The following is a 26,322-nucleotide window of genomic DNA, read 5'->3' on the forward strand; positions in this document are numbered from 1 at the left end:
GGCGATCATCCGACCAAAGGCGCAGAATCGCGCCCTGTCGACGTAAGGTGCTGAGTATCCCGGCAACTTCGTTCCTATACTTTTCTTCGTGGGGCCGCTTTTACCGGCCCCTTTCCCTTTGGAAGCATCGTGAATATTCGTAGTTCGATCGCCAAGCTGTTCGTTCTGGGTTCCTGCGTGCTCATGCTGGCGGGAACCCCTGTCCAGGCCGCCGAACCGCCTCTGCCGGTGCGCGACCCGGCGAAACTGCAGCTGTCTTCCCATAGCGCGCTGCTGGTCGACCTGGCCAGTGACCAGGTGGTCTATTCCCGCAATTCCGCCCGTGTGATGCCCATCGCCTCGGTGACCAAGCTGATGGTCGCGGTGGTGGTGCTCGAGGCCAAGCAGCCGCTGGACGAGGTGCTGACGGTCACCATTCGCGAGAACAAGGAAATGAAGGGGGTCTATTCGCGCGTGCGCCTGGGCAGCCAGCTCAGCCGTGGCGAACTCCTGCATATCGCGCTGATGTCCTCGGAAAACCGTGCAACGTCCACCCTGGCGCACAACTATCCGGGCGGCTATTCCGCCTTCATCAAGGCGATGAACGCCAAAGCCCGCGCCCTGGGCATGGCCAATACCCGCTACGTCGAGCCCACCGGTCTTTCTCCCTTCAACGTCTCCACCGCCAACGATCTGGTGCGTCTGCTGAAGGAAACCCGCAAGTACCCGGTGATGACCCAGTACAGCACTACCTCCGCCAAGGTGGTGACCTTCGTCAAACCGCGCTACAGCCTGGGCTTTCGCAACACCAACAACCTGGTGCGCAAGCCTGACTGGAGCATTCAGCTGACCAAGACCGGCTACACCGACGATGCCGGCCATTGCCTGGTGATGGTCACCCACATGGGCCAGCGTCAGATGGCGATGGTGCTGCTGGACGCCTTCGGCAAGTACACCCACATGGCCGACGCCACCCGCATGCGCCGCTGGGTGGAAACCGGCACCAGCGGCAAGGTGCCGGTGACGGCCAAGAACACCCGCCACAACAAGAACGGCCTGGCGGTGCAGACCGAGGTCAAGCGCTGAGCCAGAGGTCCGGCTTCGACCGGACCCGCCGCAGCGGCCAAAAAGAAGCCAGCCCCAGGGCTGGCTTCTTCGTTTCCGGCCGCAGGCATCAGGCCTGGGGAACGGCCTCGCCCGCAGGCGAGTCGACGCGCTTCTGCGCCACACGGTGGAGCAGGCTGGACACCATGAAGCCGATGACCGCCAGCACGCTCATCAGGCTGAACACGTAGGTGTAACCCTGCTGGCCCGGATACTGGTCGAGGATGGAGCCGTAGATCACATAGGCGAACATGCCCGGTGCATAACCGATCAGGCAGCCGATGCCGAAGGCCGAGCCGGTAATGCGCGAGGGAATGCCCACTTCACTCATGGGGGCCCAGAACACGCCGCGCATGGTGAAGACGATCAGCGCGAACGACAGGGTGGCCGCCATGCCCGCGTAGATGTAGCTCTCGCCGGTGGGGATGCTCAGGATCACCGCCATCAGCGGCAGCAGTGCCAGGAACGCCCACTTGAGGTAGCGGCTCGGGCTCTTGAGGCCTTTGTCTGCCATGAAGCCGCCGGCCGGACCGCCCAGGACCTTGAGGAAGTACTGGTTGATGATCCCGTAGGCGCCCACCAGGGCCACCGGCAGCTGGTACATGTCCTTCAGGTAGGGAATGAAGTACGTCAGGCCGCAGTAGACGATGTAGACCATGAACACGTTGAGGCTGACCAGCCAGATGCCCGGTACGCGCACGGCTTCCAGCAGGCCGGCCAGGCCCACGGTTTCGGAGCTGGCGGCACCCTGGCGGCCGTCCTTGAGGAGGAACCAGGTGACCAGGCCGGCGAGGATGTCGATGCCCGAGTAGAACAGGATGGCGGACTTCAGACCGGCTTCGCCGGAGCCCATGGCGACGAACACGCCCAGGGCGGAGAAGGCCACCAGGGTGTCCACGACGCCGCGCCCGCCTTCGAGGAAGCCGAACATCCGTCCCTGCTCGCTGTCGTTCCCCAGGTTGCGGATGGCCTTGAGCAGCGCCGGCCAATAGATACAGTCGGCGCAGATGGCGAACAGGCTGAACACGATCAGCAACTGGCTGTAGCCGGGGAAGGTGGCCAGGTAGAGGCCCAGGGAGCCGGTGCCGATCAGGCCCAGGGGAATCAGTTTGCGGGTGTCGAAGCGGTCCGCCAGGAACCCGCCGACCACGAACAGCGCGGTGGCGATGATGGCGTTGGCGCTGAGCAGGGTACCGATCTCGGTGTGGGTCAGGCCCATGTGTTCCTGCATGGGCACGTAGAAGGCGTCCTTGAGGTTCGCCAGCTTATAGATGGTCCCGCCGCCGAGGACGAGGACCAGGAAGCGGAGCCACTTGGCCTTGGCCTGTGCTGTCATTGTTGTTCTCCACAGTTTCCGGTTGGGTAAGTCGCCTGTCGCCGAGGCGCTCAGGCTTGGGGTTGGCCGGCTTCGGCCAGGGTGAGTTCGGCCAGCACGCGCAGCTCGGTGAGCAGCCCGCGCACGTGACGAATCTGGTTGTTCGCCCAGCGGTGCTCGTCGGCCACCATGCGTTCGAGGGTGAAGCCGGGCGGCAGGCCGGTTTCGCTCATCTCGCGGTAGGGGATGAACGGGTCGTCGGCTTCATCCGACTGGCGGAAGGCCGGGGCGATGTAGTGGTTTTCCTGTTCCAGGATGAAGGCGACCACCTGGGGCGCCGACTCGCCGAGCATCAGCAATTCGAACAGCATCCGGGCGCCGGGCAGGTCATCTTCGGCGCTGCCGTGCAGCACGCCGTAGTGGCCGAAACCGTTCTGCTCGGGAACGATGCGCACGCCCTTGAGGTGCACCTGGCGGATGTGCGGCGCCAGGGCCTGCAGGGCGGGCAGCGGCTGCTCGCAGGCATTGATCATGTTGCCGAAGTCGAACAGCGCGTTCAGGCGCGGATTGCCGACCTCGCGCAGCAGCTCGGCGATCTCGAAACTCTTCAGCTCTTCGTGCTGCTCGAAGTCGAAGTGCAGGTCGTTCCGGTCGGCCAGCTCGCTGAGGTAGCGCAGGTCTTCTCCGATCTGCGCCATGACGCGGGACAGGTGGCCTTCGTAGCGGGAATAGACGCGAATGTTGCGGGTGCCGAGGGCGCGGGCGATCGCCACCACCTGATCGACGTCCTCGCGGCGGGTGCTGCTGATCTCCAGGTGCACGTCCAGGCCGAGGGTGCGGGCCTTGTCGGCGAAGGCCTGGAGCTGGGCTGGGCTCATCTGCGACAGGCTGTTTTCTTCACCGTCCAGCAGGTGCAGGGAAAGCCCCTGGAGCTCGTGGCGGTAGGCGAAGTCCAGCATGTCTTCCGGCTTGATCCGCAGGTGCGTGAGGTTGGTCAGCAGCGGATAGCCGTGGGCGAACAGGCGGAGGCTGTCGAGGCGTTCGAGGAGCCGGCTGGCCAGGGCGGGCGTCAGCAGCGGCGGCGGGGCTTCGCTGCTGGCGTTATGGCGCAGCAGGGCCGCAAAGCGGGCTTGGATAGCGTTCATTCTTGTCATTCCTGATAAAGGTGCCGGTTTGCCCGGCGGTGCCTTTATCTCTCCGGAATGGCGCTATCGATATAGCCATTATTTTTTAATTGTTATGACCACTTTGAACCCGCTCGCTAGAGGCGGTGGCCAAGTCTTTCCAGGGCGCGGACGAGGGCGATGACCTTTTCTCCGGCCTGGTCTTCGGGGGTGCCGGCAAAGCCGATCAGCAGGCCGGGCGGCAGGTAGCGCTTGAGGCAGTAGTCGCCCAGGGCGTAGGTGTAGATCTGATGCTGGGCCAGCCCTCGGGCGACGGCATCGTCGTCCACGGTTTCATCCAGCCAGCCGATCAGGTGCAGGCCGGCCTCTACCGGGTTGAGCTTCAGGAAGCCGTCCAGGTGGTGCCGCAACTGCTCCAGCAGGCTTTCCTGGCGGGCCTGGTAGAGCGCGCGCATGCGGCGGATATGGCCGAGGAAGTGGCCTTCGGTCATGAAGTCGGCGGTGGTCGCCTGGTGCAAGGTCGAGGGGCTGCGGTCCATCACCGCACGGATGGCGCAGAAGGGTTCCACCAGCGCCTCGGGCAGGATCACGTAGCCCAGTCGCAGGGACGGGTAGAGCACCTTGCTGAAGGTGCCGACGTAGATGACCTTCTGCCACTGATCCATGGCAAACAGGGCCGGCAGCGGACGGCCGACATAGCGGAATTCGCTGTCGCAGTCGTCTTCGACTATCCAGCCCTGGCCATGGCCGGCCCAGTCGATCAGTTCCTGCCGGCGGGCGTAGCTCATGGTGGTGCCGAGCGGGTGCTGGCGTGACGGTGTGGTGAAGGCCAGGCGGGCGTCGGGGCAGTCCCGCAGGCCCTGCTGCACGTCCAGGCCCTGGTCGTCGATGCGCAGGGGCACCAGGCGTCCCCCCTGGGCCTGGAAGGCGATGCGCGCGGCGATGTGGCCGGGGTCTTCCATCCATACGCCGTCCTGGGCATCGAGCAGCAGCATGCCGAGGATGTTGAAGGCCTGCTGGGCGCCGGACACGATCACCACTTGCTCGACGCTGCACTCGATGCCCCGGGCGTCGAAGACGTATTCGACGATGGCCTCGCGCAGGCGCAGCAGGCCTTTCAGCTCGCCGTAGCCGAGCATGGCCTTGGTGGGGTGGCGCAGGTGACGATTCATCAGGCGTCGCCAGACCGGCAGCGGAAAGGCGTCGTAGGCGGGGTGGCTGGGGAGGAACGAGGTGGGGCAATCAGGCGCCCACGAGGCATAGGACACCCCGCCGAAGTGCTCGCTGCGCATGGACAGGACCGACTGCCCCAGGCTCGACAGGCGCGGTGGCTTGCGGGGGGCATCGGCGGCCTTGCTGCGGCCCTCCCATTCGTTCCCGACATAGGTGCCCGCACCCGTGCGCGGGGCCAGGAAGCCCTCGGCGGTCAGCTGGTCGAAGGCATTGAGAATGGTGATCCGCGACAGCGCCAGCTCCTTGCAGAGCGTGCGTGTGGAGGGCAGGCGCGTACCACCGGGGAGGCGTCCGGACAGGATCTGCTTGCGGACCTGGAGGTAGAGCTGGCGGTAGAGCGGAAGCGGGCTGGCGCGGTCCAGTTCGATGGCTGTGAGCAGCATGCCGCCGGGAGTTTTCATTCTGTACCTGCCTTGCGCTGTCGGGTCCGGCCGGGGCGGCGCCCGGTGGGGCTATTGTGCTTCAGGCGGGCTCACGGAGGCGACGCGCGTCGATCACACGCGGGCGCCGAGGCGTGCCTGAAGGGTTTGCAGCAGGCTTGCGGCCTGCTCGTGGAAGACGTCCAGCGCGGCGTCCACCAGGGCGGAGGAGGGCCGGTATTCCGGTCGGATCAGCTGTACCCGGAATGGGATCGAGGTGCCCAGGCGGCGCACCTGCAACCCGCGCCCGGCTTCGTCCAGGGCGCTCAGCGGGTTGACGATGGCCAGCCCCAGGCCCTGGCGGACCATGGCGCAGACCGAGGCGGCGGTGCTGGTCTCCACCACCATGCGGCGTTCCACCCCGGCGGCGAGGAAATGGGCGTCCAGGCTCTGCCGGTAGATGTCCAGGCCGGCGAGGCTGATGAAGGGCCGGTCATGGAAGTCGGCCAGCGTCAGCTCGGGCCTGGCCAGGAGTTCGTGGCCGTCCGGCAGCACGCAGACCATGTCTGCGGCGAACAGCGTCGAACCTCGGGTTCCGCGAGGCAGTACGTCGGTTTCCGACAGCCCCAGATCGTGGCGCTGGCTGCTCAGGGACTCCTCCAGCAAGGGGGATTCCTGGGCGCTGATGGTCAGGCGCACGCCGGGGTGACGTTCGAGAAAGGCCTGGCAGAAGGCGGGCAGCAGGGTCTGGGCGAAGACCGGCAGGCCGGTGATTGCCAACTGGCCCTGGTCGAAGCGGCGAATCGCCTGTGCCGCGCCGACGATGCGTTCCAGACCGGCGTAGGAGCGCTGCACTTCATCGAACAGCGCCAGGCCTTGGGCGGTGGGCGCCAGGCGGCCGCCTTCGCGGTCGAACAGGCGAAAGCCCAGCAGGTGCTCGAAGCGCGCCAGCTCGCGGCTCACCGTGGGCTGCGAGGTGAACAGCAGGCGCGCGGCGCCGGTCACGCTACCGGCGGTCATGACCGCGCGGAAGACTTCGATATGGCGGATGGAGAGGTCCATGGCAGCACTCGGGGTGGTGGTCAGTCCATATCAATAATGAATGGATGCCGCACAAATTGGTATTTTGTTGAATCGACTCGCCTCGCCATCATGGCGGCCATCCCGATTCTGGAGGCCACCATGCGCCCGAACATTCCCGCCGCCACCCTTGCCAACCTCGCCCGTGAACACGGCACCCCGCTCTGGTGCTACGACGCCGCGGTGATCCGCGAGCGCATCGCCCAGCTCAAGGGTTTCGACGTGATCCGCTTCGCCCAGAAGGCCTGCTCCAACCTGAGCATCCTGCGCCTGATGCGTGAGCAAGGCGTGCAGGTGGACGCGGTGTCCCTCGGTGAAATCGAGCGCGCGCTGCTGGCCGGCTATTCGCCCAAGGGTGAACCGGCGGGTGTGGTGCTGACCTGCGACCTGTTGGATCGCCCCACCCTGAAGCGCGCGGTGGAGCTGGGTATCGAGGTCAACGTCGGTTCCATCGACATGCTCACCCAACTCGGCCAGGAAAGCCCCGGTCATCGCGTCTGGCTGCGCATCAACCCGGGCTTCGGTCACGGCCACAGCCAGAAGACCAACACCGGCGGCGAGAACAGCAAGCACGGCATCTGGCACAGCCAGTTGGACGCCGCCATGGCGGTGATCCGCGACTACGGCCTGGTGCTGGTGGGGCTGCACATGCACATCGGTTCCGGTGTGGACTACAGCCACCTGGAGCAGGTCTGCGGCGCCATGGTGAACGCGGTGCGTGACCTGGGCTGCGACCTGGAGGCGATCTCCGCCGGTGGCGGCCTGTCCATCCCTTACCGCGAGGGTGATGCGCGCGTGGACATTCCGCGCTACGCCGAGCTGTGGAACCAGGCCCGCCGCGAAATCGAGGGCATCGTGAAGCATCCGGTGCGCCTGGAGCTGGAACCGGGCCGCTTCCTGGTGGCCGAATCCGGCTGCCTGCTCAGCGAAGTGCGCGCGGTGAAGGACGTGGGCGGCAATCACTTCATCCTGGTGGACGCCGGCTTCAACGACCTGATGCGCCCGTCCATGTACGGCAGCTTTCACGACATGACCCTGCTGGACGCCACCGGTAACCCGGCGACCGCCCCCCGGCGCCAGACCGTGGTGGCCGGCCCGCTGTGCGAATCCGGCGACGTCTTCACCCAGCACGATGGCGGCCTGGTGGCCCCGCGTCCGCTGCCGGCGGCCCAGGTCGGCGACCTGCTGCTGATCCACGACACCGGTGCCTACGGCGCCTCCATGTCGTCCAACTACAACAGCCGTCCGCTGCTGCCGGAAGTGCTGGTGGAGGGTGACGAGGCCCGCCTGATCCGCCGCCGCCAGCCCCTGGCCGACCTGCTGGCGCTGGAGCAGTTCTGAATCCCCTTGTGGAATTCCACCTTACTGACCGGAGCTGCCCCGGGTTCTCTAGTGGCGCATCCTACGAGACCCCTTTGCATACCCCTGTTCAATCCGCACAATGCGGCGCCATGACGTTCGATTCCCCCCTCGCCGCCTACCAACACGCCCTGGAGCAGGGCGGCTTCCAGCCTGATCCTGCGCAACGCCATGCGGTCGACCTGCTACAGGCCTGCCATGAGGCGTTGCACCGGGCCGGCGAGGTTTCCGGCGTCTATCTCTGGGGCCCGGTCGGGCGCGGCAAGACCTGGCTGATGGACCGCTTCCACCAGAGCCTCAAGGTTCCGGCTCGGCGCCAGCATTTCCATCACTTCATGCAATGGGTCCACCAGCGCTTGTTCCAGCTCACCGGCACCCCCGACCCTCTTCATGCCCTGGCTCGGGAACTGGGCCGGGACGTGCGGGTGCTCTGCTTCGACGAGCTGTTCGTCAACGATATCGGCGACGCCATGCTGCTCGGCCGTCTGCTGCAACTGATGTTCGAGGAAGGGGTGGCCATGGTCGCCACTTCCAACCAGCCACCGCAGCAGCTCTATGCCGACGGCTTCAACCGCGAGCGTTTCCTCCCGGCCATTGCCGCCATCGAGCGGCATATGCAGGTGGTGGCAGTGGACGGCGGCCAGGACCATCGCTTGCATCCCGGTGCCGCCCATACCCGCTACTGGGTGGCTGAACCCGGCAGGCCCAGCGCGTTGACGGAGGTGTTCGAACGGCTGGCGGCAGGGCAGGCGGCATCCGATGCTCCGGTGGAGCTGGGCCATCGCCCGGTGCCCGTGGTGCGCCAGTGTGCGGCGGCGGCCTGGTTCCGCTATGCCGACCTCTGCCAGCAGCCCCTGGCGGCGCTGGACTTCATCGCCCTGTGCGACCGTTTCCCGGCCATTCTGCTCAGCGACGTGCCCAACCTCAGCGCCGCCCGGCGCGAGGGCCGCATCGCCCGGGGCACCGAGGATGGCGCCGAGCGAGTGGCCGCAGGTGACCGCGAATTGCCGCAGCTCTCGGTGCACGACGACGGCGTGCGCCGCTTCATCGCCCTGGTGGACGAATGCTACGACCGCCGCGTGCCCCTCTATCTGGAGGCAGCCGTAGCCCTGGACAGCCTCTATACCGAGGGCTATCTGGAGTTCCCCTTCCGCCGAACCTCGAGCCGCCTGCGGGAAATGCAGCTGGCGCGCTTCTGACGCCAGGCGCTACTTGAGCTGACCCTTCACCGTCTCCAGCGCGGCCACGGCGCACTGTTCGTCAAGATGGCCACCTGGCGCTCCGGCCACACCCACGGCACCGATCACCTCGTCGCCCACCTTGATCGGAACCCCTCCCGCCAGGATCAGGAAGCCGTCGATCATCGGCAGGAACTGGGCGGCGGGATTCTTCTGCACGTTCTCCAGCATCTCGGCGGTGGTGCGCTTGGTCGAGGCGGAGGTGTAGGCCTTGCGCCGGCTGGAGTCCAGCGTGTGCGGGCCGGCCTTGTCCGCGCGCATCACCACGCGGATGCTGCCGGCGCGGTCCACCACCGTGGCGGCGACGTTGTAGCCCTTGGCGGTGCAGGCCTGCACGGCGGCGCTGGCGATTTCGGCGGCGAGCGAAAGGGTGACGTTCTTTTCGCTGGCGACTTCGGCGTGAACGGCGAGGCTGACCGCCAGGCTGCCCAGGACAAGGAACTGGAGTGGTTTCATCGGGTATCTCCTGTCGCGACCGGGGGCGGCCGCTGCCATCGAGCAGGGGACAGGGACGGCAGGACGATGTCGCCTCGTAGGCGTTGGCCGTGCATTTGAGCCTAGCCAGCCTGGCGGATTTCTGTGAGCCGCCGGGCAGCGTGCAACGGGGAATTGCTCCCCGCAGGGCCGTGCCCGACACTAGACTCCTTTCATTCCCCACCAAGAAGGAACGTCTCCCGTGTCCCCACGCCAAGAAGACAGCTGGGCCCAGATCTGCCTGGCCGCCGGCCTCGATCCGGAGAAGCGCCTGGCCGCCCGCCAGGCGGTGCTCGGCCATGCCAATGCCCTGGATTGCACCCTCTACCGCCCGGACGATAACGACCTGGACGCCGAAGAGGAGGACCTGGGGGATGCGCGCATCCTCTTCACCGGCCCCTTCCAGGTTCCGGCGCAGTGGAGCGTTCAGGAGCGTGAGGATTACTTCGGCGATATCGACCCCGCGTCCTTCGTTACTGCGCTGATCGAATGCGAGGCCGACCCGGCGAGTCGCGATTTCTTCCTGGCCGATGCCGGCGATTTCGTCGCGGTGGTCATGGCCAGCGGCGACGTGCAGATGTTCTACCTGTACGACTGCAGCGAAGACGAAGACGGCCTGCACTGCGTGCTGGTGCGGGAGGATGAAGAGGGCTGAATGCCGTGGCGGGTAGGGTGGGTTTCAGCCCACGCTGACGTCCATTGCTGGGACTTCCAGGGGCAGGACTGCGTCCTGCTTGGCGATTGAAATCGCCCCTACAGGGATGGTGCCTCCGACCGGTGCGGAGCTGGGTGAGGGCCCCTCAGCGCAGGCTCACATGCCGACTGATCAGGGCCCGCAGCGCGGCGGGTTTGACCGGCTTGGCCAGGTAGTCGAGGCCGGCGGCGTGGACTTCGGCCACCAGTTCGGCGCGGCCGTCGGCGCTGATCACCACGCCGGGGAGCGGTTCGCCCAGACGGGTACGCAGCCAGGCCATGAGCTCGGTGCCGGTTTCCCCTTCATCCAGGTGGTAGTCCACCAGCGCCAGTTGCGGGCGTACTTCCTCGGCCAGCAGGTGTTCGCACTCCAGGCGGTTGCGCGCGGTCCAGACCTGGCAGCCCCAGCGTGACAACAGGCTGTGCATGCCGGTGAGGATGCTGTCCTCATTGTCGATGCACAGCACCTGCGTGCCATTGAGTGCCTGGCCGTTGGTGTCCGCCTGCTTCTGCACCACGGGCGACGGCTGTTGAGCGCGGGCCAGCGGCACAGTGACACTGAACACGCTGCCCTTGCCCGGCCAGGAGCGCACTTCCAGTGTGTGGCCGAGCACCCGGCAGAGGCCGTCGGCGATGGCCAGGCCCAGGCCCAGGCCTTTCTCGGCCCGAGTCTGGTGGCTGTCCAGGCGCTTGAACTCCTCGAAGATCACCTTGCGTTTGTCTTCCGGAATGCCGGGGCCGCGGTCCCAGACTTCCAGGCGCAGGTTGTCACCGTCGCGCCGCGCTCCGAGCAGCACGCGGCCCCGGGCGTAGCGGAAGGCGTTGGTGAGGAAGTTCTGCAGCACGCGGCGCAGCAGCTTCATGTCGCTTTCCACCCGCAGCTTGCTGCCCCGCAGGCGGAAGTCCATGCCCTGTTCCTGGGCCAGTACCTTGAATTCGGCGCCCAGGGTGTCGAACAGCGAGGCCAGGGGGAAGGCGGTGCGGTCCGGCGTGACGCGGCCACTTTCCAGGCGTGAGATGTCCAGCAGGTCGGTGATCAGGTCTTCCGCCGAACGCAACGAGCTGTCCAGGTGATTGACCAGTTCGCGGGCTTCACGGGGCAGGGCGTCCTGCTGGTGGCCGAGGGCGGCGGAGAACAGCCGTGCGGCGTTCAGCGGCTGCATCAGGTCGTGGCTGACGGCAGCGAGGAAGCGGGTCTTGGACTGGTTGGCCGATTCCGCCGTGCCTTTGGCTTCGGTCAGCGCCTGGTTGAGCTGCGACAGTTCCTGGGTGCGCTCGGCGACCCGCTGTTCCAGGCCTTCGTTGGCGCCCTTGAGGTCTCGCTCGGCCTGGCGGTAGGCGGTGATGTCGGTGAAGCTCATGACGAACCCGCCACCGGGCATGGGGTTGCCGATCAGCTCGATCACCCGGCCATTGGGGAACAGCCGCTCGGAGGTGTGGGGCGTGCCCTGGCGCATCCAGAACAGGCGCCGGGCGACATGGGCTTCCACTTCTCCCGGCCCGCAGAGGCCGCGCTCGGCGTTGTAGCGGATGATGTCGGCGATGGGCCGGCCAACGCTGATCAGCCCGTCGGGATAGTCGAACAGTTCCAGGTAGCGACGGTTCCAGGCCACCAGGCGCAGGGACTGGTCCACCACGCTGATGCCCTGGGTGATGTTCTCGATGGCGCCTTGCAGCAGGGCGCGGTTGAACTGCAGCACCTCCGAGGCTTCGTCGGCAATGCGCACCACGTCTTCCACCTGCATCTCGCGGCCTTCGATGGCGGCCTTCACCACGGCCCGCGCCGAGGAGGCGCCGAGCACGCCGGCGAGCAGGCGTTCGGTGTGGGTGATCCAGTCCTGGTTGGCGTTCTGCGCCGGGTTGAAGCTGATCCCCAGGCGGTAGGCGAAGCGGATGAAGCTCTGCCGTGCCCGCTCCTCACCGACGAAGCGCGAGGCGAGCATCAGCAGGTCGTCCACCTGGACCGCCAGCAGGGTGCGCGAGCTGGCGCGTGCGGAGACCTGCTGGCCGACGAAACGGCTGGCCTGCCAGTGCTCAGAGACGCGGGTGCGGGAGAAGACCGACACCCAGGCGAAGAGAATCCAGTTGCCGGCCAGCGACAGCACCACGCCTTGGGTCAGGGGCTGGATGGGCAGGTTCAGGGGGTTGTCGATCAGCCAGGAGAGGCCGGGGAAGTTCTCCAGGGGCCAGCCCAGGCCCCGTGCCACCACCGGCAACACCAGGGTGTAGGCCCAGAGCGCGGCACCGGCGGCGAGGCCGGCGAATACGCCACGGCGGTTGGCCTGTTTCCAGAACAGCGCGCCGATCATCGCCGGGCCCAGCTGGGCGATGGAGGCGAAGGCGATCTGGCCGATGGTCGCCAGGCTCGCGGTGGAGCCGAGCAGGCGGTAGCTGACATAGCCGAGCAGGATGATGACGACGATGCTCACCCGGCGGACCGAGAGCATCCAGTGGCGGAACACCTCGAACGGCCGCTCGGCGTTCTGCCGGCGCAGCAGCCAGGGCAGCAACATGTCGTTGGAGACCATGGTGGAGAGCGCCACGGCTTCCACGATCACCATGCCGGTGGCGGCCGACGCACCGCCAATGAAGGCCAGCAGGGCGAGTGCCGGACGGGCCTCGGCCAGCGGCAGGCTGATGACGAAGGAGTCCGGGATCACGCCGTTGGGCAGCAGCATCTGGCCGGCCAGGGCAATGGGCACCACGAAGAGCGCGGCCAGGGCCAGGTAGATCGGGAAGACCCAGCGCGCCTGGCGCAGGTCCTTCGGCTCGATGTTTTCCACCACGGTGACGTGGAACTGGCGGGGCAGGCAGATGATGGCGAGCATGGCCAGGCCCGTCTGCACCAGGAGCGAAGACCAGTCCAGGGACTGCGACCAGTAGTGCTCCAGTTGCGGGGCGCTGCGGGCGCGGGCGAACAGGTCATCGACGCCGTCGAAAAGTCCGAAGGTTACATAGGCACCTACGGCGAGGAAGGCCAGCAGTTTCACCAGGGATTCGAAGGCAATGGCCAGCACCATGCCCCGGTGGTGCTCAGTGGCGTCGAGGTTGCGGGTGCCGAACAGGATGGTGAACAGGGCCAGCACCAGGGACACGATGAGCGCGGTGTCCTGGGCGCGAGTGCCGGAAGAGTCGGCGCCGGAGCCGATCAGCAGGTTCACGCCGAGGACGATGCCCTTGAGCTGCAGGGCGATGTACGGCAGCACGCTGACCAGGCAGATCAGCGCCACCACCACCGCGAGGGACTGGGACTTGCCGTAGCGGGCGGCGATGAAGTCGGCGATGGAGGTGATGTTTTCCTGCTTGCTGATCAGCACCATCTTTTGCACCACCCAGGGCGCCAGCAGCAGCAGAAGCATGGGACCGAGGTAGATGGGCACGAAGTTCCAGATCTGCCCGGCAGCCTGGCCGACGGCGCCGAAGAAGGTCCAGCTGGTGCAATACACCGCCAGCGACAGGCTGTAGACCCAGGCGCGCATGCGCGGCGAAAGCGGCGTGCGGCGGCGATCGCCATAGAATGCGATGGCGAAGAGGATGGCCATATAGAGGAAGGCGACCGTGGCGATCAGCCCGCTGGACAGCGACATTGCAACTCCGGATGGTGCGTTGGCGAGCGGTGCCCGCCGGATTCGACTTCCAGCAGTTTCGCACCAAAATCGGCAATTCGTCAGGCGGCTGCGACCAAGGTCGCAGCCGCTCTTGAGCCCCCGCAGCGGGGCTGTTAGCGTGCTCTTTCGCCCGCGCCGTTTCATCTGTCTCGCGTGGGCGCCTGCACGGCACTTGCGCTTTACGCGACGTCTCATCCGGCAGGGTCTTAACGCCTGAGGAGGGCGCAGATGTTCAATCCACAACCGGTCACCCTGCAGCGTGGCGCCTTGCGCCTCGATCCGCTGGTGGAGGCCGATATCCCGGCGCTGGTCACCCTGGCCGAGGCCAACCGCGAAGCCCTGATCTACATGAACGGCCCGCTGCGCCCGGATTGGTACCGTCAGGGCCTGGCCGCCCAACGGGAAGAACGGGCGGTGATCTTCACCATCCGCCTGGGCGACAAGCTGGTGGGCACCACCCGCTTCGCCGATTTCATGCCCAGCCTGCCGGCCGCCGAAATCGGCTGGACCTGGCTCGCCGCCGGCGAGCACGGCACCGGCCTGAACGCGTCGATCAAGTACCTGATGCTGCGCCACGCCTTCGAGGAGTGGCAGCTGGTGCGGGTGCAGCTGAAGACCGCCGCCAGCAACCTGCGCTCCCAGCGCGCCATCGAGAAACTCGGCGCCCAGCGTGAGGGCGTGCTGCGCAACCACCGCCGCTTGTCCGACGGCCGTCTCGACGACAGCGTCCTCTACAGCATCACCGACCGCGACTGGCCGGAGGTGAAGCAACGCCTGGAGGCGCTGTTCAGCGCATAGGCCATGGGCGAACTCCGGGAAGACGCGCATTTCTGGCAGGCAGGCCACCTCGGTGGCCTGGAGCTGTTGTCTGCGCGTTACATCGACCATCGCTTCGCGCCCCATGTGCACGACGGCTATGTGATCGCCGTGGTGGAAGCGGGCGCCGAACGCTACCGTTACCGCGGCGTCGAGCACTTGGCCGATGCCGGCAGCTTCGCGCTGATCAATCCGGATGAAGTGCACACCGGCTCCAAGGGGCACGACGAGGGGTGGCGTTACCGGGTGTTCTACCCGGATGTGGCCCTGGTCCGGAGCGCGCTGGAAGAGCTGGATCTGCCGCTTTCGGGAATGCCGGCCTTCATCGGCAGCGTGCACCGCGACCCTGACCTGGTGCGGATGTTCATCAACCTGCACCGGTTGCTGGAGGCGGACGCCAGTGCCCTGCAGCAGCAAACCGCCTGGCGCGAGGCCTTGCTGGCGCTGTTCTGCCGCCATGCCCGGCTCCCCGAGCCCGGAGCGCCCGGTCGCGAATCCGTCGCTGTGCTGCGGGCCAAGGAACTGCTGCGGGATCGCCTGGCCGAGCCGCCGTCCCTGGAGGAACTGGCCGCCGAGGTGCACCTGTCTCCCTTCCATTTCGCCCGCACGTTTCGCCGAGCCACGGGCATGCCGCCCCATGCCTGGCTCAAGCAGCAGCGCCTGGACCAGGCGCGTGCCCTGCTCAAGGCCGGCTGCACCCCGGCGAATGTGGCGGCGCAGCTGGGCTTTGCCGACCAGAGCCACCTGACCCGGCAGTTCAAACAGGCCTACGGCGTAGGCCCGGGCGAATATCGCAACGCCTGCGCAAGATCGTTCAAGACCCATTGATAGCCGGGCGCTAGCCTTTCGGGACAAGGAGGCCCCATGTCCCGTATCACAGAGTTCATCCACGGCGCCCGCGACATCATTCCGATGATCGTCGGCGCGATTCCGTTCGGCATCATCTTCGGCACCCTGGCCGGCGGTGCCGGCTTGTCCGCCTGGCAGACCCTGGGCATGTCGCTCCTGGTGTTCGCCGGTTCGGCCCAGTTCATCGCCATCACGCTGCTGGGCGGCGGCGCCGGGGTGGCCGTGGTGCTGCTGACCACCTTCGTGGTCAACCTGCGCCACGCCCTCTACAGCGCCACCCTGCAACCCTTCGTGCGCCACCTGCCGAGCCGTTGGCGGATGCCGCTGGCCTTCTGGCTGACCGACGAAGCCTTTGCCGTGGTGCAGCACCGCTATGCGGAGCAGGACGACTCGCCCCACAAGCACTGGTATTTCTTCGGCGCGGCCCTGGCCATGTACCTGAACTGGCAACTCTGCACCCTGGTGGGCGTGATCTTCGGCCAGGCGGTGCCCAACCTGGCGGCCTGGGGCCTGGACTTCGCCATGCTCGCCACCTTTATCGGCATCGTCGTGCCCATGTTGCGCAACAAGCCCCAGGTGGCGGCTGCGCTGGTGGCCGGCGCCGTTGCCCTGGCCTGCCACGGCCTGCCCTACAAGCTGGGACTGATGGTCGCCGCCCTCTGCGGCATCGTGGTCGGCGTGGTGCTGGAGCGGCGTTATCGCCTCGATCTGATGGGGGAGGGCATCGCATGCAAACCTGGAGCCTGATCCTCGGCATGGCGGCCATCACCTTCGTCATCCGTTACAGCCTGTTCGCCTGGCCGAACCTGAGCTTCCCGCCGGCGGTGCGCCAGGGGCTGCATTACGTGCCGACGGCTGTGCTCACCGCCATCGTGGTGCCGGGCATGCTGATGCCCGACGGCCAGACGTTCCACCTGGCCCTGGACAACGCCTATCTGCTGGCGGGCCTCGGCGCCATCCTGATCGCCGCACTGACGCGCCATCTGCTGGCGACCATCCTCGGCGGCCTGGTGCTGTTCTTCCTGTTGCGCTGGGCGCTGGGACAACTGCCAATCTAGTGCCTTGAATGTCGCGGGCCCGCGTGGCCCGCGCTGACAGGTGCCATCGGATCAGAAAGTCCAGCCAGGAAAAATGATCTATTTGTTAATCGTTCGTATGTGCGCTTGACACTGTTTCACGTATAGTTCGCCCCTTTTTCGGCCCGACCTGGCCGATTCCTGGGGGCAAGTCATGCAGTCTGTTATCAAGTTTTCGCGTCTGGCGCTGGGGATAGCGCTGGGTATCACCTCTTACTCGGGCGTCGCCGCCGAAACCATGGAGCTGGGTAACGTCGAGGTCGTGGGCGACTGGCTGGGCGAAGCCAAGAACGAGGACGTGAAGAACCACGCCGGTGCCCGTACGGTGGTGCGCGAGCAGACCATCAAGGAGAGCGGCGCGAGCAACGTGCGCGAGGTGCTGCGCCGGGTGCCCGGCATGCAGGTGCAGGACAGCAATGGCACGGGCGGCAGCGACATTTCCCTCAACGTCGGCGTGCGTGGCCTGACCTCGCGTCTGTCGCCGCGTTCCACCATCCTTCAGGACGGCATCCCACTGGCTGTGGCGCCGTACGGCCAGCCGCAGTTGTCCCTGGCGCCCACCTCCCTGGGCAACATTGAGTCCATCGACGTAGTGCGCGGTGGTGGCTCGGTGCGTTACGGCCCGCAGAACGTCGGCGGCATCATCAACTTCGTCACCCGTGGGATTCCCGAGGAGATGGTCCGTGAGCTGAGCTTCCAGACCGAGTCCGCGCCGGCCCAGGGCGGCTTCTACAACAAGAGCAGTGCCTTCATCGGCGGCACCGCCGACAACGGCCTGGGCGTGGCCCTGCTGTATTCCGGCATTCGCGGCGATACCTATCGCGACCACAGCGACACCCAAATCGACGATGTGATGCTGAAGGGCAAGTACCAGCTCAGCGACATCGACGAGCTGTACGCCAGCCTGCAGTACTACGAGGCCGACGCCGACATGCCGGGCGGCTTGACCGCCGCCGAGTTCGACGCCGACCCCTACCAGAGCAGCCGGCCGTTCGACCGCTTCGACGGCGAACGCAAGCAGGGTGTACTGAAATACACCCGCGCGCCGGATTCGGACCGCAAGTTCGAGGTCACCACCTTCTACAACACCAGTTCCCGTGGCAGCACCCTGACCAACGGCAACCCGCAGAAGATGACCTGGCTGCGCAAATTCCCCCGCGAGTACGAAGTCTTCGGTATCGAACCGCGCTACTCGCAGATCTTCCTGATGGGTGAAAGCAGTCACGAAGTGGGTGTCGGCTACCGCTACATGGAGGAGGACTCCCAGGAGAAGCGCTTCGATCGCAGTTTCGCCGCAGGTTCCAATCCCTTTGCCGCAACCAAGAAGCTGGCCACCTACAACACCGGCGCCACCGAAGCCCATGCCGCCTATATCGACGACCGCGTCGACATCGGCAACTGGACCATCACGCCTGGCGTGCGCTACGAAAAAGTGCGCGTGACCTCCGAGAACCACCTCACCGGCGACCGCCGCGAGGAGCGTTTCAGCGAGCCGCTGCCGTCGGTGAACGTCATGTACCACATGTCCGAGGCCTGGAAGCTCTACGCCAACTACAACACTTCCTTCGGCAGCATCCAGCACATCCAGCTGTCCCAGGACAGCAACCTGACCGCGGAAAAGGCCCATACCTATGAGCTGGGTACGCGCTACGACGACGGCATCTGGACAGCCGAGCTGACCTACTTCCACATCCTCTTCGAGGACCAGCTGGAAATCATTCCGGGCTCCCAGCCGAGCGCCTGGGCCAACGCCGGGGAAACCCGCCACCGTGGCTTCGAGATGGCGGGCAGCTACGAGTTCGTCGGCCTTGACCCGCGCCTGGCTGGCCTCTCGGCCTATGCCTCGCTGGCACTGACCGAGGCCACGCGCGAGGAAGGCGTGAACCAGGGCAACGACCTGCCGTTCTACTCCCGCCAGGTGGGCACCCTTGGCTTGCGCTACAACACCGGCCCCTGGACCTTCAACGTGGATGGTTATGCCCAGTCCCGCCAGTTCGCCGACTCGGCCAACACCCGCCCGGAAAGCGCCAACGGCTCGCTGGGTGAGATTCCGGGGTACGGCTTCTGGAATGGCCGCGGCGAATACGCCTTCGGTCCGCAACTGGCTGACCTGAAGGTGGCGGTCGGCGTGAAGAACATCTTCGACCGTCAGTACTTCACCCGCTCCACCGACAACAATCTGGGCAAGTACCTGGGCCAGCCGCGGACTCTGTACCTGCAGACCAGCGTGGCCTTCTGAGGCCCGAGCTGGATTGGGGGAGGGCGCCTTTGGGCGCCCTTTTTCATTCAGGGCAGGACGTAGGGTGCGCTGCGCGCACCGAATTTCCGGCGCGGAGCCGGTGGTGCGCGCGGCACACCCTACCGATCTGCCCCTCGTGGGAGCGAATTCATTCGCGAATCGAGGTGCCGGATGTGGCTTTCCGCCACCGTCCTGCTGTCCAATCAGCGACGTGCGGATTCAGTCGCACAGGGCTGTTCCCCTGCCAACCACCAGGTACCAAGGAAGATGAGCCAACACTCGCAATTCGCCCTGCTGGGCACGCGGCGGTTCCTGCCGTTCTTCGTGACCCAGTTGCTCGGCGCCTTCAACGACAACATCTTCAAGCAGTCACTGATCCTCGCCATCCTCTACAAGCTCGCCATTTCCGGCGACAAGAGCATCTTCACCAACCTCTGCGCGTTGCTGTTCATCCTGCCGTTCTTCCTCTTTTCGGCCCTGGGTGGGCAGTTCGGTGAGAAGTTCGCCAAGGACGCGCTGATCCGCGCCATCAAGCTGGCGGAGGTGGCCATCATGACGGTGGGCGCCCTGGGGTTCTTCTTCGACAGCCTGCCGCTGCTGTTCCTGGCGCTGTTCGCCATGGGCACGCACTCGGCGCTGTTCGGCCCGGTGAAGTATTCGATCCTGCCGCAAGTGCTGCAGGAGAACGAGCTGGTGGGCGGCAACGCCCTGGTGGAGATGGGCACCTTCCTGGCCATTCTCGCCGGCACCATCAGCGCCGGCATCATGATGTCCTCCGAGCACTACGAACCGGTGGTGGCGTGTGCCATCGTGCTCACCGCCGGCCTGGGGTATCTGGTCAGCCGGGGTATTCCCCGTGCGGCGGCGGCCCTGCCGGAGCTCAAGCTGGACTGGAACATCTTCCGCCAGTCCTGGCAGATCCTGCGGATGGGCCTTGGCCAGCGGCCTTCGGTATCGCGCTCGCTGGTGGGCAACTCCTGGTTCTGGTTCCTCGGCGCCGTCTATCTGACCCAGATTCCGGCCTACTCCAAGGAACTCTTGCACGGCGACGAGAGCGTGGTGACCCTGATCCTCACCGTGTTCTCGGTGGGTATCGCGCTGGGTTCCATGCTGTGCGAGCGGCTATCGGGCGGCAAGGTGGAGGTCGGCCTGGTGCCCTTCGGTTCCATCGGCCTGACGCTCTTCGGCTTGCTGCTCTGGTGGCATTCCGGCGGTTTCCCGGAGGGCGCCCAGCCCCACGACTGGCTGGCGGTGCTGGGCCACGGCCAGGCCTGGCTGATCCTTGGCGACATCCTTGGCATCGGCCTGTTCGGTGGCTTCTACATCGTGCCGCTCTACGCGCTGATCCAGGCGCGCACGGCGGAAAACGAGCGTGCCCGGGTGATCGCCGCCAACAACATCCTCAATGCGCTGTTCATGGTGGTGTCGGCCATCGCCTCGATCCTCTTCCTCAGCGTTGCCGGGCTGTCGATCCCCGAACTGTTCCTGGTGGTGTCGCTGATGAACATCGCGGTGAACAGCTACATCTTCAAGATCGTTCCCGAGTTCAGCATGCGTTTTCTGGTCTGGCTCCTGGGCCATTCCATGTACCGGGTGGAGCACAAGGGGCTTGAGGCGATCCCGGAAGAGGGGCCGGCCGTGCTGGTGTGCAACCACGTGTCCTTCGTCGATGCCTTGTTGATCGGCGGCGCGGTGCGGCGGCCGGTGCGCTTCGTCATGTACTACAAGATCTACCAACTACCGGTGCTGAACTTCATTTTCCGCACCGCGGGTACCGTGCCCATCGCCGCGCGGCATGAGGACCTGCTGATCTACGACGCCGCCTTCAAGAAGATTGCCGAGTACCTGAAGAACGGCGAGGTGGTGTGCATCTTCCCGGAGGGCAAGTTGACCGGTGACGGGGAGATGAATGAGTTCAAGGGCGGAATCGAGCGCATTCTCGAAGAGAATCCGGTGCCGGTCATTCCCATGGCGCTGCAGGGGCTCTGGGGCAGCTTTTTCAGCCGCGACCCGGCCAAGGGTGTGTTCAAGCGCTTCTGGTCGCGCATCCGCCTGGTGGCCGGTGCGCCCATGTTGCCGCATCAGGCCGACCGCCAGACCCTGCAGGGGCTGGTGGCCGATCTGCGAGGCGATGTGCGCTGAAGGGGAGGGCGCCGTTCGAGCCGGTTTGCGCCTACGAGGTGTTTCTCTGGTGAGCAGTCCATGAAAAAGCCCGCCGATTGGCGGGCTTTTTCATGGCGGGTTCAATGGCTGAGTTTCAGGCCGATCAGGCCGCTGATGATCAGGGCCACGCTGAGCAGGCGCACCAGCGCCATGGATTCGCCGAAGAGGATGACGCCGGCGATCACGGTGCCCACGGCGCCGACTCCCGTCCAGATGGCGTAGGCGGTGCCAAGCGGCAGTTCCTTCATGGCCAGGCCGAGCAGGCCCAGGCTGATGAGCATGGCGATGACGGTGAGGGCGGTTGGCAGTGGCTTGCTGAAGCCGTCGGTGTACTTCAGGCCGACGGCCCAACCCACCTCGAACAGGCCGGCGAAGAAAAGAATGATCCAGGACATGATGACCTCGTGGGGGACTGAAGGATGTGGGGCCGTCCCCAGGTGATCACTGCATCGAGTGGCAAGGTCGTCCTTGCGATGCGCAGTATTTTGCACAACCTGATTGCCTGGACAAGTCCAGCCGGCTCAGAGGTTGTGGGAATCGGGTGTCAGACTCTCTCAGGCAGGAGGGTCTGCAAAAGGAGAGGCGCCGACGCTGGGCCGGCGCTCGCGAGGGTCAGACGCCCTGGGGGATCTCTTCGCCGCCAAGGGCTTCGAAGAGCTGGGGGATGAACTCCACCAGGGTCAGCATCATCAGGGTGAAGCTGGCATCGAGCTGGCTGAGGGAGTCGTCGCCGCCGTCCTGCTCGGCCTTTTCCTGCAGCAGGTCTTCGAAGCGCAGGCGCTTGATCACCAGTTTGTCGTCGAGGATGAAGGAGAGCTTGTCCTGCCAGGCCAGGGACAACTGGGTGACCAGCTTGCCGGAGGTCAGGTGCAGCTGGATTTCGTCGCTGGTCAGGTCCTGGCGCTTGCAGCGGACCACACCGCCGTCTTCGTCGGTGTCGCGCAGTTCGCACTCGTCCAGCACATAGAAGTCGGTGGCGGCTTCCTGGGTCTGGACCCACTGGGTGAGGGTGGCGGTGGGGGCGATTTTCACCGAAACCGGGCGGACCGGCAGCGAGCCGATGGCTTCACGCAGGGTGGAGAGCAGGTCTTCGGCGCGCTTCGGGCTGGAAGCGTCGACCAGGATCAGGCCCTGGGCCGGGGCGATGGCGGCGAAGGTGGCGGATTTTCGGATGAAGGCGCGCGGCAGGAAGGTCTGGACGATCTCGTCCTTCAATTGATCGCGCTCCTTCTTGTAGACCTTGCGCATCTGCTCGGCTTCGATCTCATCGACTTTTTCTTTCAGCGCATCGCGCACCACGCTACCGGGGAGGATGCGTTCTTCCTTGCGCGCGGCGATCAGGAAGAAGCCTTCACTCACGTGGACCAGCGGCGCATCCGCGCCCTTGCCGAAGGGCGCCACGAAACCATAGGTGGTCAGCTCCTGGCTGGCGCACGGCCGGGCCGGCTTGGTGGCCAGCGCGGCTTCCAGCGCCTCGGCGTCAATCTTCAGATCCTGGGTGAGGCGATAGACAAGCAGGTTGCGAAACCACATAAGGGGAAAACCTCCGGACACAAAGCGCGCATTATTCTCATCGGGAGGCTTCCCACTCAACCCTGAGCTAACCCTTTGGAAGCGCTGAAAATTTTTTTTCGAAAGAGGGCTTGCCAGGGTCCGGATACCGCTCTAGAATGCGCCCCACTTCGAGAGTGAAGGGTGATTAGCTCAGCCGGGAGAGCATCTGCCTTACAAGCAGAGGGTCGGCGGTTCGATCCCGTCATCACCCACCAGTTTCAAGGTTACGCGCAGCGGTAGTTCAGTCGGTTAGAATACCGGCCTGTCACGCCGGGGGTCGCGGGTTCGAGTCCCGTCCGCTGCGCCATACAAAAGCCCTCAGGTAGCAATACCTGGGGGCTTTTTCTATGCGTCCGGAAAAGTTCACCGTATCGACAACTTTGCTTACGTGATTCCTGGCAAGTTCCTGAACTAATTGCCAAACCCCTGTTCTTATTGCCCATAGCCACCTCTCGCGGCGGCCTGCTAAGCTCGCCGCTCCATCGTATTGCCATCACGGCGACAGACAAGGATTCAGCATGAAACAACATCGGTTGGCGGCCGCTGTGGCCCTCGTGGGCCTGGTTCTCGCGGGCTGCGATTCGCAGACCAGCGTTGAACTCAAGACTCCGGCCCAGAAGGCCTCCTACGGTATCGGCCTGAACATGGGCAAGAGCCTTGCGCAGGAAGGCATGGACGACCTCGATCCCAAGGCCGTCGCCCAGGGCATCGAAGACGCCATCGGTAAGAAAGAGCAGCGCCTGAAGGACGAAGAGCTGGTTGAAGCCTTCGCATTCCTGCAGAAGCGTGCTGAAGAGCGCATGACCGCGCTGAACGCCGAGAACGCCAAAGCCGGCAAGAAATTCCTCGAAGACAACGGCAAGCGCGAAGGCGTGGTGACCACCGCCTCCGGCCTGCAGTACGAAATCGTGAAGAAGGCCGATGGCCCGCAGCCGAAAGCCACCGACGTGGTGACCGTCCACTACGAAGGCAAGCTGACCGACGGCACCGTCTTCGACAGCTCCATCAAGCGTGGCAGCCCGATCGATCTGCCGGTCAACGGCGTGATCCCCGGCTGGGTCGAAGGCCTGCAACTGATGCACGTGGGCGAGAAGGTCAAGCTCTACATCCCCAGCGAGCTGGCCTATGGCGAGCAGAGCCCGAGCCCGGCCATCCCGGCCAACTCGGTGCTGGTGTTCGACCTGGAACTGATCGGCATCAAGGACCAGGCTGCTGCCGACAAGCAATAAGCAGCTGTTGTCCTCCCGAAGCGCCCCGTCTCGACGGGGCGTTTTCGTTTCCGACGCCGGTCGGCTCTGAACCGCGATGAAACCTTTCGGTCACAACGGGAGTGTGGTGAGAGGAAAGTGTTACGGTTATGCACATGACCGGGTAACCATGCCCGTGGCAAGTGCGACCTGCAGTCGCATTGCGGATCGGTTTGTCAACTGATTGATTTTGCAGGTCTTTTGGGAGTGGGCAAATTTTGCCCGATCTGTCGGGAGGCCGCATGACATGGGCCTTTTCCCGATCCTGTGGAAAACTGTTCACAAGGTTATCCACAGAATTCGTGGATAACCGCGCCGAGCCCTCTGGGCCAAGGATCTGCCAAGGAGTACCGATGAACGCACCCTGGAATTTCCAGCGTTACCTGACTTTGGCGCAGCGTTTCCTCGCTGGTGGCCGATTGCCTGCCCTGTTGCTGGCCGTTTCCCGCAAAAGCGCGAGCCAGAGCGGTCGGCTCGGGGCGGTGAAGGAAGACCTGCGACTGTTACTGTCCCTCGCCAATGCCTGGGTGCGGGGCGAGTACCGGCAGATCAATCCCAAGGCCTTTCTCGCCGTGGTGGGAGCATTGCTCTACTTCGTCACCCCGTTGGATGCGCTGCCGGATTGGCTGGTGGGCATGGGCTTCGTCGACGATCTGGCGGTGCTGGCCTGGGTGCTCAAGACCTGGAGTGGCGAGTTGGATGCCTTCCGCGCCTGGCGCAACGCACAGACGCCGGACGTACAGGCCGCACTGGAACGCCTACCCGCGCCGGATGGTCAGTGATCCTGAAGCGCGGCGCGATGCTGTTCGCTCTGTAGCAGGAGTTCCAGTTCGCCGCTGTCCCGCAGGCCTTGCAACGTGGCATCCAGGCGCTCCGGGGCTACGGGGAGGCGGCTGCCGTAGGCGCAGTGCAGGGGATAGCGCTCCACCACCCAGGGGCTGAAGACCAGCGGTGCGTCCGGGCGCACGGTGAGTTCGTAGGCGAGCGCGCGGCGCATGTCGATGATGGCGTCCAGGCGCTTGCGGCTCAGCAGATTGATGCGCGTATCCAGGTCGCGCACATCCTTCCTTTCCACATCATGATTCGCGAAGGCTTCCATCAGGGGAACGCTGTAGGCAAATCCCAGGCTGGTGCCCAGGACCTTGCCCTTGAGGTCGGCCAGGCTGCTGATGGGCGGGCTATCGCGGTGCTGCACAAGCACGTCTTCCTCTTCGAACAGCGGCGGCGACCAGTGATACGCGGCGGCGTCCACCATCCACTCGGGATTGGCATTGCAGATCACATGGATGCGCCCGCTCTTCAGGGATTCCTCGATGCGCTTGTTGGGGGTTTCGACGAAACTCACGGTTACCGCGAGGTCCTTGCCGATGCGTTCGCCAAGGCGGTGGATAAAACCGCCGAGCAGGGCGTGGTCGCTCACATCCACATAGGGCATGCCGTCGGCCGGGCCGAAGCCCACGCGCAATTCCTCGGCCAGCAGGAGACCCGGCCAGAGGCTGGCAAGCAGACAGAAAACCAACTGGAAATGCCGCGTCACGAACCTTCCCCCGACTGGTGGACGCAGTATAGTTCACCCTCTGCGGGCGTTTGCCCTGATAAGATGGCCGCCTGCACGGAGGTGCTGAAGCAGTCGGCACTGCGTTCCACGGGGAGCTTCAATGAGTGTGCAAGTGATCATGCGTGACGGCCAGGCGGAGTACGCGGTACTGCCCTGGGCGGAGTACCAGGCGCTATTGCGCGCCGCTGGCCAGGCCACCGGGGAGCCGGCCACCGAAACCGCCAGGACGGCGTTGGGGCAGCTGAAGTCGCTGCGCGAAGCCCAGGGGCAGAGCCTGGAACAACTGGCCCGCGCCGTGGGTATCAGCCCGCATTACCTGGGGCTGATCGAGTCGGGGGAGCGTGAACCCGACGAGGCCATCAAGCGTGGCCTGGCGCGCGTCCTCGGGGTGTCCGGTTGGGAGTCCGGCTCTTGAGCATCCGAATCAGCCGCCAGCACTGGCAAGCCCTGTTGACCGAACTGGAAGACGCCCGCCGTCAGCGGCACCTGCTGACCTATCGGGCATTGATCGAGCGCCTGCAACTGCCGTCTCCGGCCATGCAGACCCTCACGGCCGCCCTCGAGCATCTGGCCGCCCTCGACGCCCGCGCCGAGCGTCCGCTGCGTAGCTCGCTGGTGATCAGCCAGGGCGCCAGCCGCCTTCCGCGTACCGGGTTCTTCGAGTGCGTGGAGCGCCTGGGGCGCTTCTCCGGCCCGCCGGACGGCACTGCCGCCGCCTCCTGGCATGCCGCCGAAGTGGTACGGGTGTTCGAGTTCAGTTACCCCGAGGAGCAGTGATGCTCTGGCCGCTACGGGCGCGGATTGGCTACCAGGTGGCGCGCTGGTTGCTGCGCTTCCCCAAAGTCGTGGCCCATCCCCGTGCCTGGCAGTGGATGCAGGGCCAGTACGCGCGCATGGCGGCCTTGGGCGACGTGCAGGCCCAGTGTTTCTATGGCCACCTGTTGCTGCACCGCGGGCATGGTTTCGGCGCGCGGGAGGAGGGCATCCGCCTGCTGCGCCAGGCGGCCCGGGCCGGTGACGCCAAATCCGCCTACCAACTGGGTGTGCTCAGCCTGGATGGTGATGCCCGGCAGGCGCCGGATGCGGCCGAGGCCGCGCGCTGGTGGGGCCTTGCCGCCGATGCCGGCCACCCCCTGGCCGCGCGCAAGCTGGCCGACCTCTATCGCGATGGTGGTCCCGGCCTTTTGCCGGATGCCGCGGCGTCCGAACGCGCCGCGAGACGGGCTGCCGAGCTGGGGCTCTGAGGCCCGCACG

General features: G+C 65.5%; 24 protein-coding genes and 2 tRNA genes. 17 read left to right on the plus strand and 9 right to left on the minus strand.

Annotation, left to right across the window (positions count from 1 at the left end):
- Positions 1-135: 135 nt before the first annotated feature.
- Positions 136-1,065, plus strand: coding sequence for a D-alanyl-D-alanine endopeptidase (pbpG, locus tag TQ98_RS05185; RefSeq protein ID WP_082073215.1), 930 nt, complete (start codon positions 136-138; stop codon positions 1,063-1,065).
- Between the two features lie 88 nt (positions 1,066-1,153).
- Here the strand turns inward: pbpG and TQ98_RS05190 are convergent, their stop codons facing one another.
- From TQ98_RS05190 to TQ98_RS05205, 4 genes are all read right to left on the minus strand, one after another.
- Complete coding sequence (locus tag TQ98_RS05190; protein ID WP_044871846.1) at positions 1,154-2,419, minus strand: MFS transporter; 1,266 nt, start codon at positions 2,417-2,419, stop codon at positions 1,154-1,156.
- A gap of 50 nt (positions 2,420-2,469) precedes the next feature.
- Positions 2,470-3,543, minus strand: coding sequence for a TIM barrel protein (locus TQ98_RS05195; RefSeq protein WP_044871845.1), 1,074 nt, complete (start codon positions 3,541-3,543; stop codon positions 2,470-2,472).
- 116 nt (positions 3,544-3,659) lie between these two features.
- The gene (locus TQ98_RS05200) at positions 3,660-5,156 is read right to left on the minus strand and encodes a PLP-dependent aminotransferase family protein (protein WP_044871844.1); all 1,497 of its coding nucleotides are present in this window, start codon (positions 5,154-5,156) and stop codon (positions 3,660-3,662) included.
- Between the two features lie 93 nt (positions 5,157-5,249).
- Complete coding sequence (locus TQ98_RS05205; protein WP_044871843.1) at positions 5,250-6,176, minus strand: LysR family transcriptional regulator; 927 nt, start codon at positions 6,174-6,176, stop codon at positions 5,250-5,252.
- Between the two features lie 120 nt (positions 6,177-6,296).
- On the opposite strand from TQ98_RS05205, the gene lysA reads away from it, so the two are divergent.
- Both lysA and zapE read left to right on the plus strand, forming a co-directional pair.
- Positions 6,297-7,535 (plus strand): diaminopimelate decarboxylase, encoded by a 1,239-nt coding sequence (gene lysA / locus TQ98_RS05210; protein WP_044872534.1) that lies wholly within the window; start codon positions 6,297-6,299, stop codon positions 7,533-7,535.
- Positions 7,536-7,645: 110 nt separating this feature from the next.
- Positions 7,646-8,752, plus strand: coding sequence for a cell division protein ZapE (gene zapE, locus TQ98_RS05215; RefSeq protein WP_044871842.1), 1,107 nt, complete (start codon positions 7,646-7,648; stop codon positions 8,750-8,752).
- 9 nt (positions 8,753-8,761) lie between these two features.
- Here the strand turns inward: zapE and TQ98_RS05220 are convergent, their stop codons facing one another.
- Positions 8,762-9,247: a heme-binding protein gene (locus tag TQ98_RS05220; protein ID WP_044871841.1), complete on the minus strand. Its 486-nt coding sequence runs from the start codon at positions 9,245-9,247 to the stop codon at positions 8,762-8,764.
- A gap of 220 nt (positions 9,248-9,467) precedes the next feature.
- Here TQ98_RS05220 and TQ98_RS05225 point away from each other — a divergent pair, with 220 nt between their 5' ends.
- Positions 9,468-9,920: a hypothetical protein gene (locus TQ98_RS05225; RefSeq protein ID WP_242443050.1), complete on the plus strand. Its 453-nt coding sequence runs from the start codon at positions 9,468-9,470 to the stop codon at positions 9,918-9,920.
- A 145-nt stretch (positions 9,921-10,065) separates the two neighbouring features.
- On the opposite strand, the gene TQ98_RS05230 is transcribed toward TQ98_RS05225, so the two are convergent.
- On the minus strand, positions 10,066-13,545 hold the full coding sequence (locus TQ98_RS05230; protein ID WP_044871840.1) for a PAS domain-containing hybrid sensor histidine kinase/response regulator: 3,480 nt from the start codon (positions 13,543-13,545) through the stop codon (positions 10,066-10,068).
- Between the two features lie 249 nt (positions 13,546-13,794).
- Between TQ98_RS05230 and TQ98_RS05235 the strand changes: the two genes are divergently transcribed.
- The 6 genes from TQ98_RS05235 to TQ98_RS05260 all read left to right on the plus strand — a co-directional run bounded on the left by TQ98_RS05235 (position 13,795) and on the right by TQ98_RS05260 (position 20,688).
- The gene (locus tag TQ98_RS05235) at positions 13,795-14,364 is read left to right on the plus strand and encodes a GNAT family protein (protein ID WP_044871839.1); all 570 of its coding nucleotides are present in this window, start codon (positions 13,795-13,797) and stop codon (positions 14,362-14,364) included.
- Positions 14,365-14,367: 3 nt separating this feature from the next.
- Positions 14,368-15,210: an AraC family transcriptional regulator gene (locus tag TQ98_RS05240; protein ID WP_044871838.1), complete on the plus strand. Its 843-nt coding sequence runs from the start codon at positions 14,368-14,370 to the stop codon at positions 15,208-15,210.
- 36 nt (positions 15,211-15,246) lie between these two features.
- Entirely contained in the window at positions 15,247-15,978 is a 732-nt protein-coding gene (locus tag TQ98_RS05245; protein ID WP_044871837.1) for an AzlC family ABC transporter permease, read from the plus strand.
- The gene (locus tag TQ98_RS05250) at positions 15,960-16,289 is read left to right on the plus strand and encodes an AzlD domain-containing protein (protein WP_044871836.1); all 330 of its coding nucleotides are present in this window, start codon (positions 15,960-15,962) and stop codon (positions 16,287-16,289) included. The genes TQ98_RS05245 and TQ98_RS05250 overlap by 19 nt, the downstream gene beginning before the upstream one ends.
- Positions 16,290-16,461: 172 nt before the next feature.
- On the plus strand, positions 16,462-18,546 hold the full coding sequence (locus TQ98_RS05255; protein WP_044871835.1) for a TonB-dependent siderophore receptor: 2,085 nt from the start codon (positions 16,462-16,464) through the stop codon (positions 18,544-18,546).
- Positions 18,547-18,813: 267 nt separating this feature from the next.
- On the plus strand, positions 18,814-20,688 hold the full coding sequence (locus TQ98_RS05260) for an MFS transporter (RefSeq protein WP_044871834.1): 1,875 nt from the start codon (positions 18,814-18,816) through the stop codon (positions 20,686-20,688).
- Positions 20,689-20,789: 101 nt separating this feature from the next.
- On the opposite strand, the gene sugE is transcribed toward TQ98_RS05260, so the two are convergent.
- Positions 20,790-21,104, minus strand: a complete 315-nt coding sequence (sugE, locus tag TQ98_RS05265; RefSeq protein ID WP_044871833.1) for a quaternary ammonium compound efflux SMR transporter SugE — start codon at positions 21,102-21,104, stop codon at positions 20,790-20,792.
- A 217-nt stretch (positions 21,105-21,321) separates the two neighbouring features.
- A complete protein-coding gene (gene rdgC / locus TQ98_RS05270) occupies positions 21,322-22,242 on the minus strand; it encodes a recombination-associated protein RdgC (protein ID WP_044871832.1) in 921 nt (306 codons plus the stop codon).
- 160 nt (positions 22,243-22,402) lie between these two features.
- Between rdgC and TQ98_RS05275 the strand changes: the two genes are divergently transcribed.
- From TQ98_RS05275 to TQ98_RS05290, 4 genes are all read left to right on the plus strand, one after another.
- Positions 22,403-22,478, plus strand: a tRNA-Val gene (locus TQ98_RS05275).
- A 15-nt stretch (positions 22,479-22,493) separates the two neighbouring features.
- A tRNA-Asp gene (locus tag TQ98_RS05280) sits at positions 22,494-22,570 on the plus strand.
- 211 nt (positions 22,571-22,781) lie between these two features.
- Entirely contained in the window at positions 22,782-23,492 is a 711-nt protein-coding gene (locus tag TQ98_RS05285; RefSeq protein ID WP_044871831.1) for an FKBP-type peptidyl-prolyl cis-trans isomerase, read from the plus strand.
- 371 nt (positions 23,493-23,863) lie between these two features.
- Positions 23,864-24,292, plus strand: a complete 429-nt coding sequence (locus tag TQ98_RS05290; RefSeq protein WP_044871830.1) for a YkvA family protein — start codon at positions 23,864-23,866, stop codon at positions 24,290-24,292.
- Here TQ98_RS05290 and TQ98_RS05295 read toward each other — a convergent pair.
- Positions 24,286-25,047: an ABC transporter substrate-binding protein gene (locus TQ98_RS05295; protein ID WP_044871829.1), complete on the minus strand. Its 762-nt coding sequence runs from the start codon at positions 25,045-25,047 to the stop codon at positions 24,286-24,288. The two genes, TQ98_RS05290 and TQ98_RS05295, sit on opposite strands and share 7 nt — an antisense overlap.
- Before the next feature lie 121 nt (positions 25,048-25,168).
- On the opposite strand from TQ98_RS05295, the gene TQ98_RS05300 reads away from it, so the two are divergent.
- The 3 genes from TQ98_RS05300 to TQ98_RS05310 are packed head-to-tail and all read left to right on the plus strand — an operon-like array spanning position 25,169 to position 26,312.
- A complete protein-coding gene (locus TQ98_RS05300) occupies positions 25,169-25,483 on the plus strand; it encodes a helix-turn-helix transcriptional regulator (RefSeq protein ID WP_044871828.1) in 315 nt (104 codons plus the stop codon).
- A complete protein-coding gene (locus tag TQ98_RS05305; protein ID WP_044871827.1) occupies positions 25,480-25,845 on the plus strand; it encodes a hypothetical protein in 366 nt (121 codons plus the stop codon). Before TQ98_RS05300 ends, TQ98_RS05305 begins: the two co-directional genes overlap by 4 nt.
- Positions 25,845-26,312 carry a sel1 repeat family protein gene (locus TQ98_RS05310; protein ID WP_044871826.1) on the plus strand — a complete coding sequence of 156 codons (468 nt, stop codon included), beginning with the start codon at positions 25,845-25,847 and terminating at the stop codon, positions 26,310-26,312. The genes TQ98_RS05305 and TQ98_RS05310 overlap by 1 nt, the downstream gene beginning before the upstream one ends.
- Positions 26,313-26,322: the final 10 nt, after the last annotated feature.

Source organism: Pseudomonas sp. LFM046 (assembly GCF_000949385.2).
GTDB lineage: Bacteria > Pseudomonadota > Gammaproteobacteria > Pseudomonadales > Pseudomonadaceae > Metapseudomonas.

Bases quoted from the DNA above. Each gene is read 5' to 3' on its own strand.
- TQ98_RS05290 (WP_044871830.1), top strand. From the start codon at position 23,864: ATGAACGCACCCTGGAATTTCCAGCGTTACCTGACTTTGGCGCAGCGT.
- zapE (WP_044871842.1), top strand. From the start codon at position 7,646: ATGACGTTCGATTCCCCCCTCGCCGCCTACCAACACGCCCTGGAGCAG.
- TQ98_RS05260 (WP_044871834.1), top strand. From the start codon at position 18,814: ATGAGCCAACACTCGCAATTCGCCCTGCTGGGCACGCGGCGGTTCCTG.
- TQ98_RS05205 (WP_044871843.1), bottom strand. From the start codon at position 6,176: ATGGACCTCTCCATCCGCCATATCGAAGTCTTCCGCGCGGTCATGACC.
- lysA (WP_044872534.1), top strand. From the start codon at position 6,297: ATGCGCCCGAACATTCCCGCCGCCACCCTTGCCAACCTCGCCCGTGAA.
- TQ98_RS05195 (WP_044871845.1), bottom strand. From the start codon at position 3,543: ATGAACGCTATCCAAGCCCGCTTTGCGGCCCTGCTGCGCCATAACGCC.
- TQ98_RS05285 (WP_044871831.1), top strand. From the start codon at position 22,782: ATGAAACAACATCGGTTGGCGGCCGCTGTGGCCCTCGTGGGCCTGGTT.
- TQ98_RS05255 (WP_044871835.1), top strand. From the start codon at position 16,462: ATGCAGTCTGTTATCAAGTTTTCGCGTCTGGCGCTGGGGATAGCGCTG.
- rdgC (WP_044871832.1), bottom strand. From the start codon at position 22,242: ATGTGGTTTCGCAACCTGCTTGTCTATCGCCTCACCCAGGATCTGAAG.
- TQ98_RS05300 (WP_044871828.1), top strand. From the start codon at position 25,169: ATGAGTGTGCAAGTGATCATGCGTGACGGCCAGGCGGAGTACGCGGTA.
- TQ98_RS05250 (WP_044871836.1), top strand. From the start codon at position 15,960: ATGCAAACCTGGAGCCTGATCCTCGGCATGGCGGCCATCACCTTCGTC.
- TQ98_RS05230 (WP_044871840.1), bottom strand. From the start codon at position 13,545: ATGTCGCTGTCCAGCGGGCTGATCGCCACGGTCGCCTTCCTCTATATG.
- TQ98_RS05190 (WP_044871846.1), bottom strand. From the start codon at position 2,419: ATGACAGCACAGGCCAAGGCCAAGTGGCTCCGCTTCCTGGTCCTCGTC.
- TQ98_RS05235 (WP_044871839.1), top strand. From the start codon at position 13,795: ATGTTCAATCCACAACCGGTCACCCTGCAGCGTGGCGCCTTGCGCCTC.
- TQ98_RS05245 (WP_044871837.1), top strand. From the start codon at position 15,247: ATGTCCCGTATCACAGAGTTCATCCACGGCGCCCGCGACATCATTCCG.
- sugE (WP_044871833.1), bottom strand. From the start codon at position 21,104: ATGTCCTGGATCATTCTTTTCTTCGCCGGCCTGTTCGAGGTGGGTTGG.
- TQ98_RS05240 (WP_044871838.1), top strand. From the start codon at position 14,368: ATGGGCGAACTCCGGGAAGACGCGCATTTCTGGCAGGCAGGCCACCTC.
- TQ98_RS05310 (WP_044871826.1), top strand. From the start codon at position 25,845: ATGCTCTGGCCGCTACGGGCGCGGATTGGCTACCAGGTGGCGCGCTGG.
- TQ98_RS05220 (WP_044871841.1), bottom strand. From the start codon at position 9,247: ATGAAACCACTCCAGTTCCTTGTCCTGGGCAGCCTGGCGGTCAGCCTC.
- TQ98_RS05200 (WP_044871844.1), bottom strand. From the start codon at position 5,156: ATGAAAACTCCCGGCGGCATGCTGCTCACAGCCATCGAACTGGACCGC.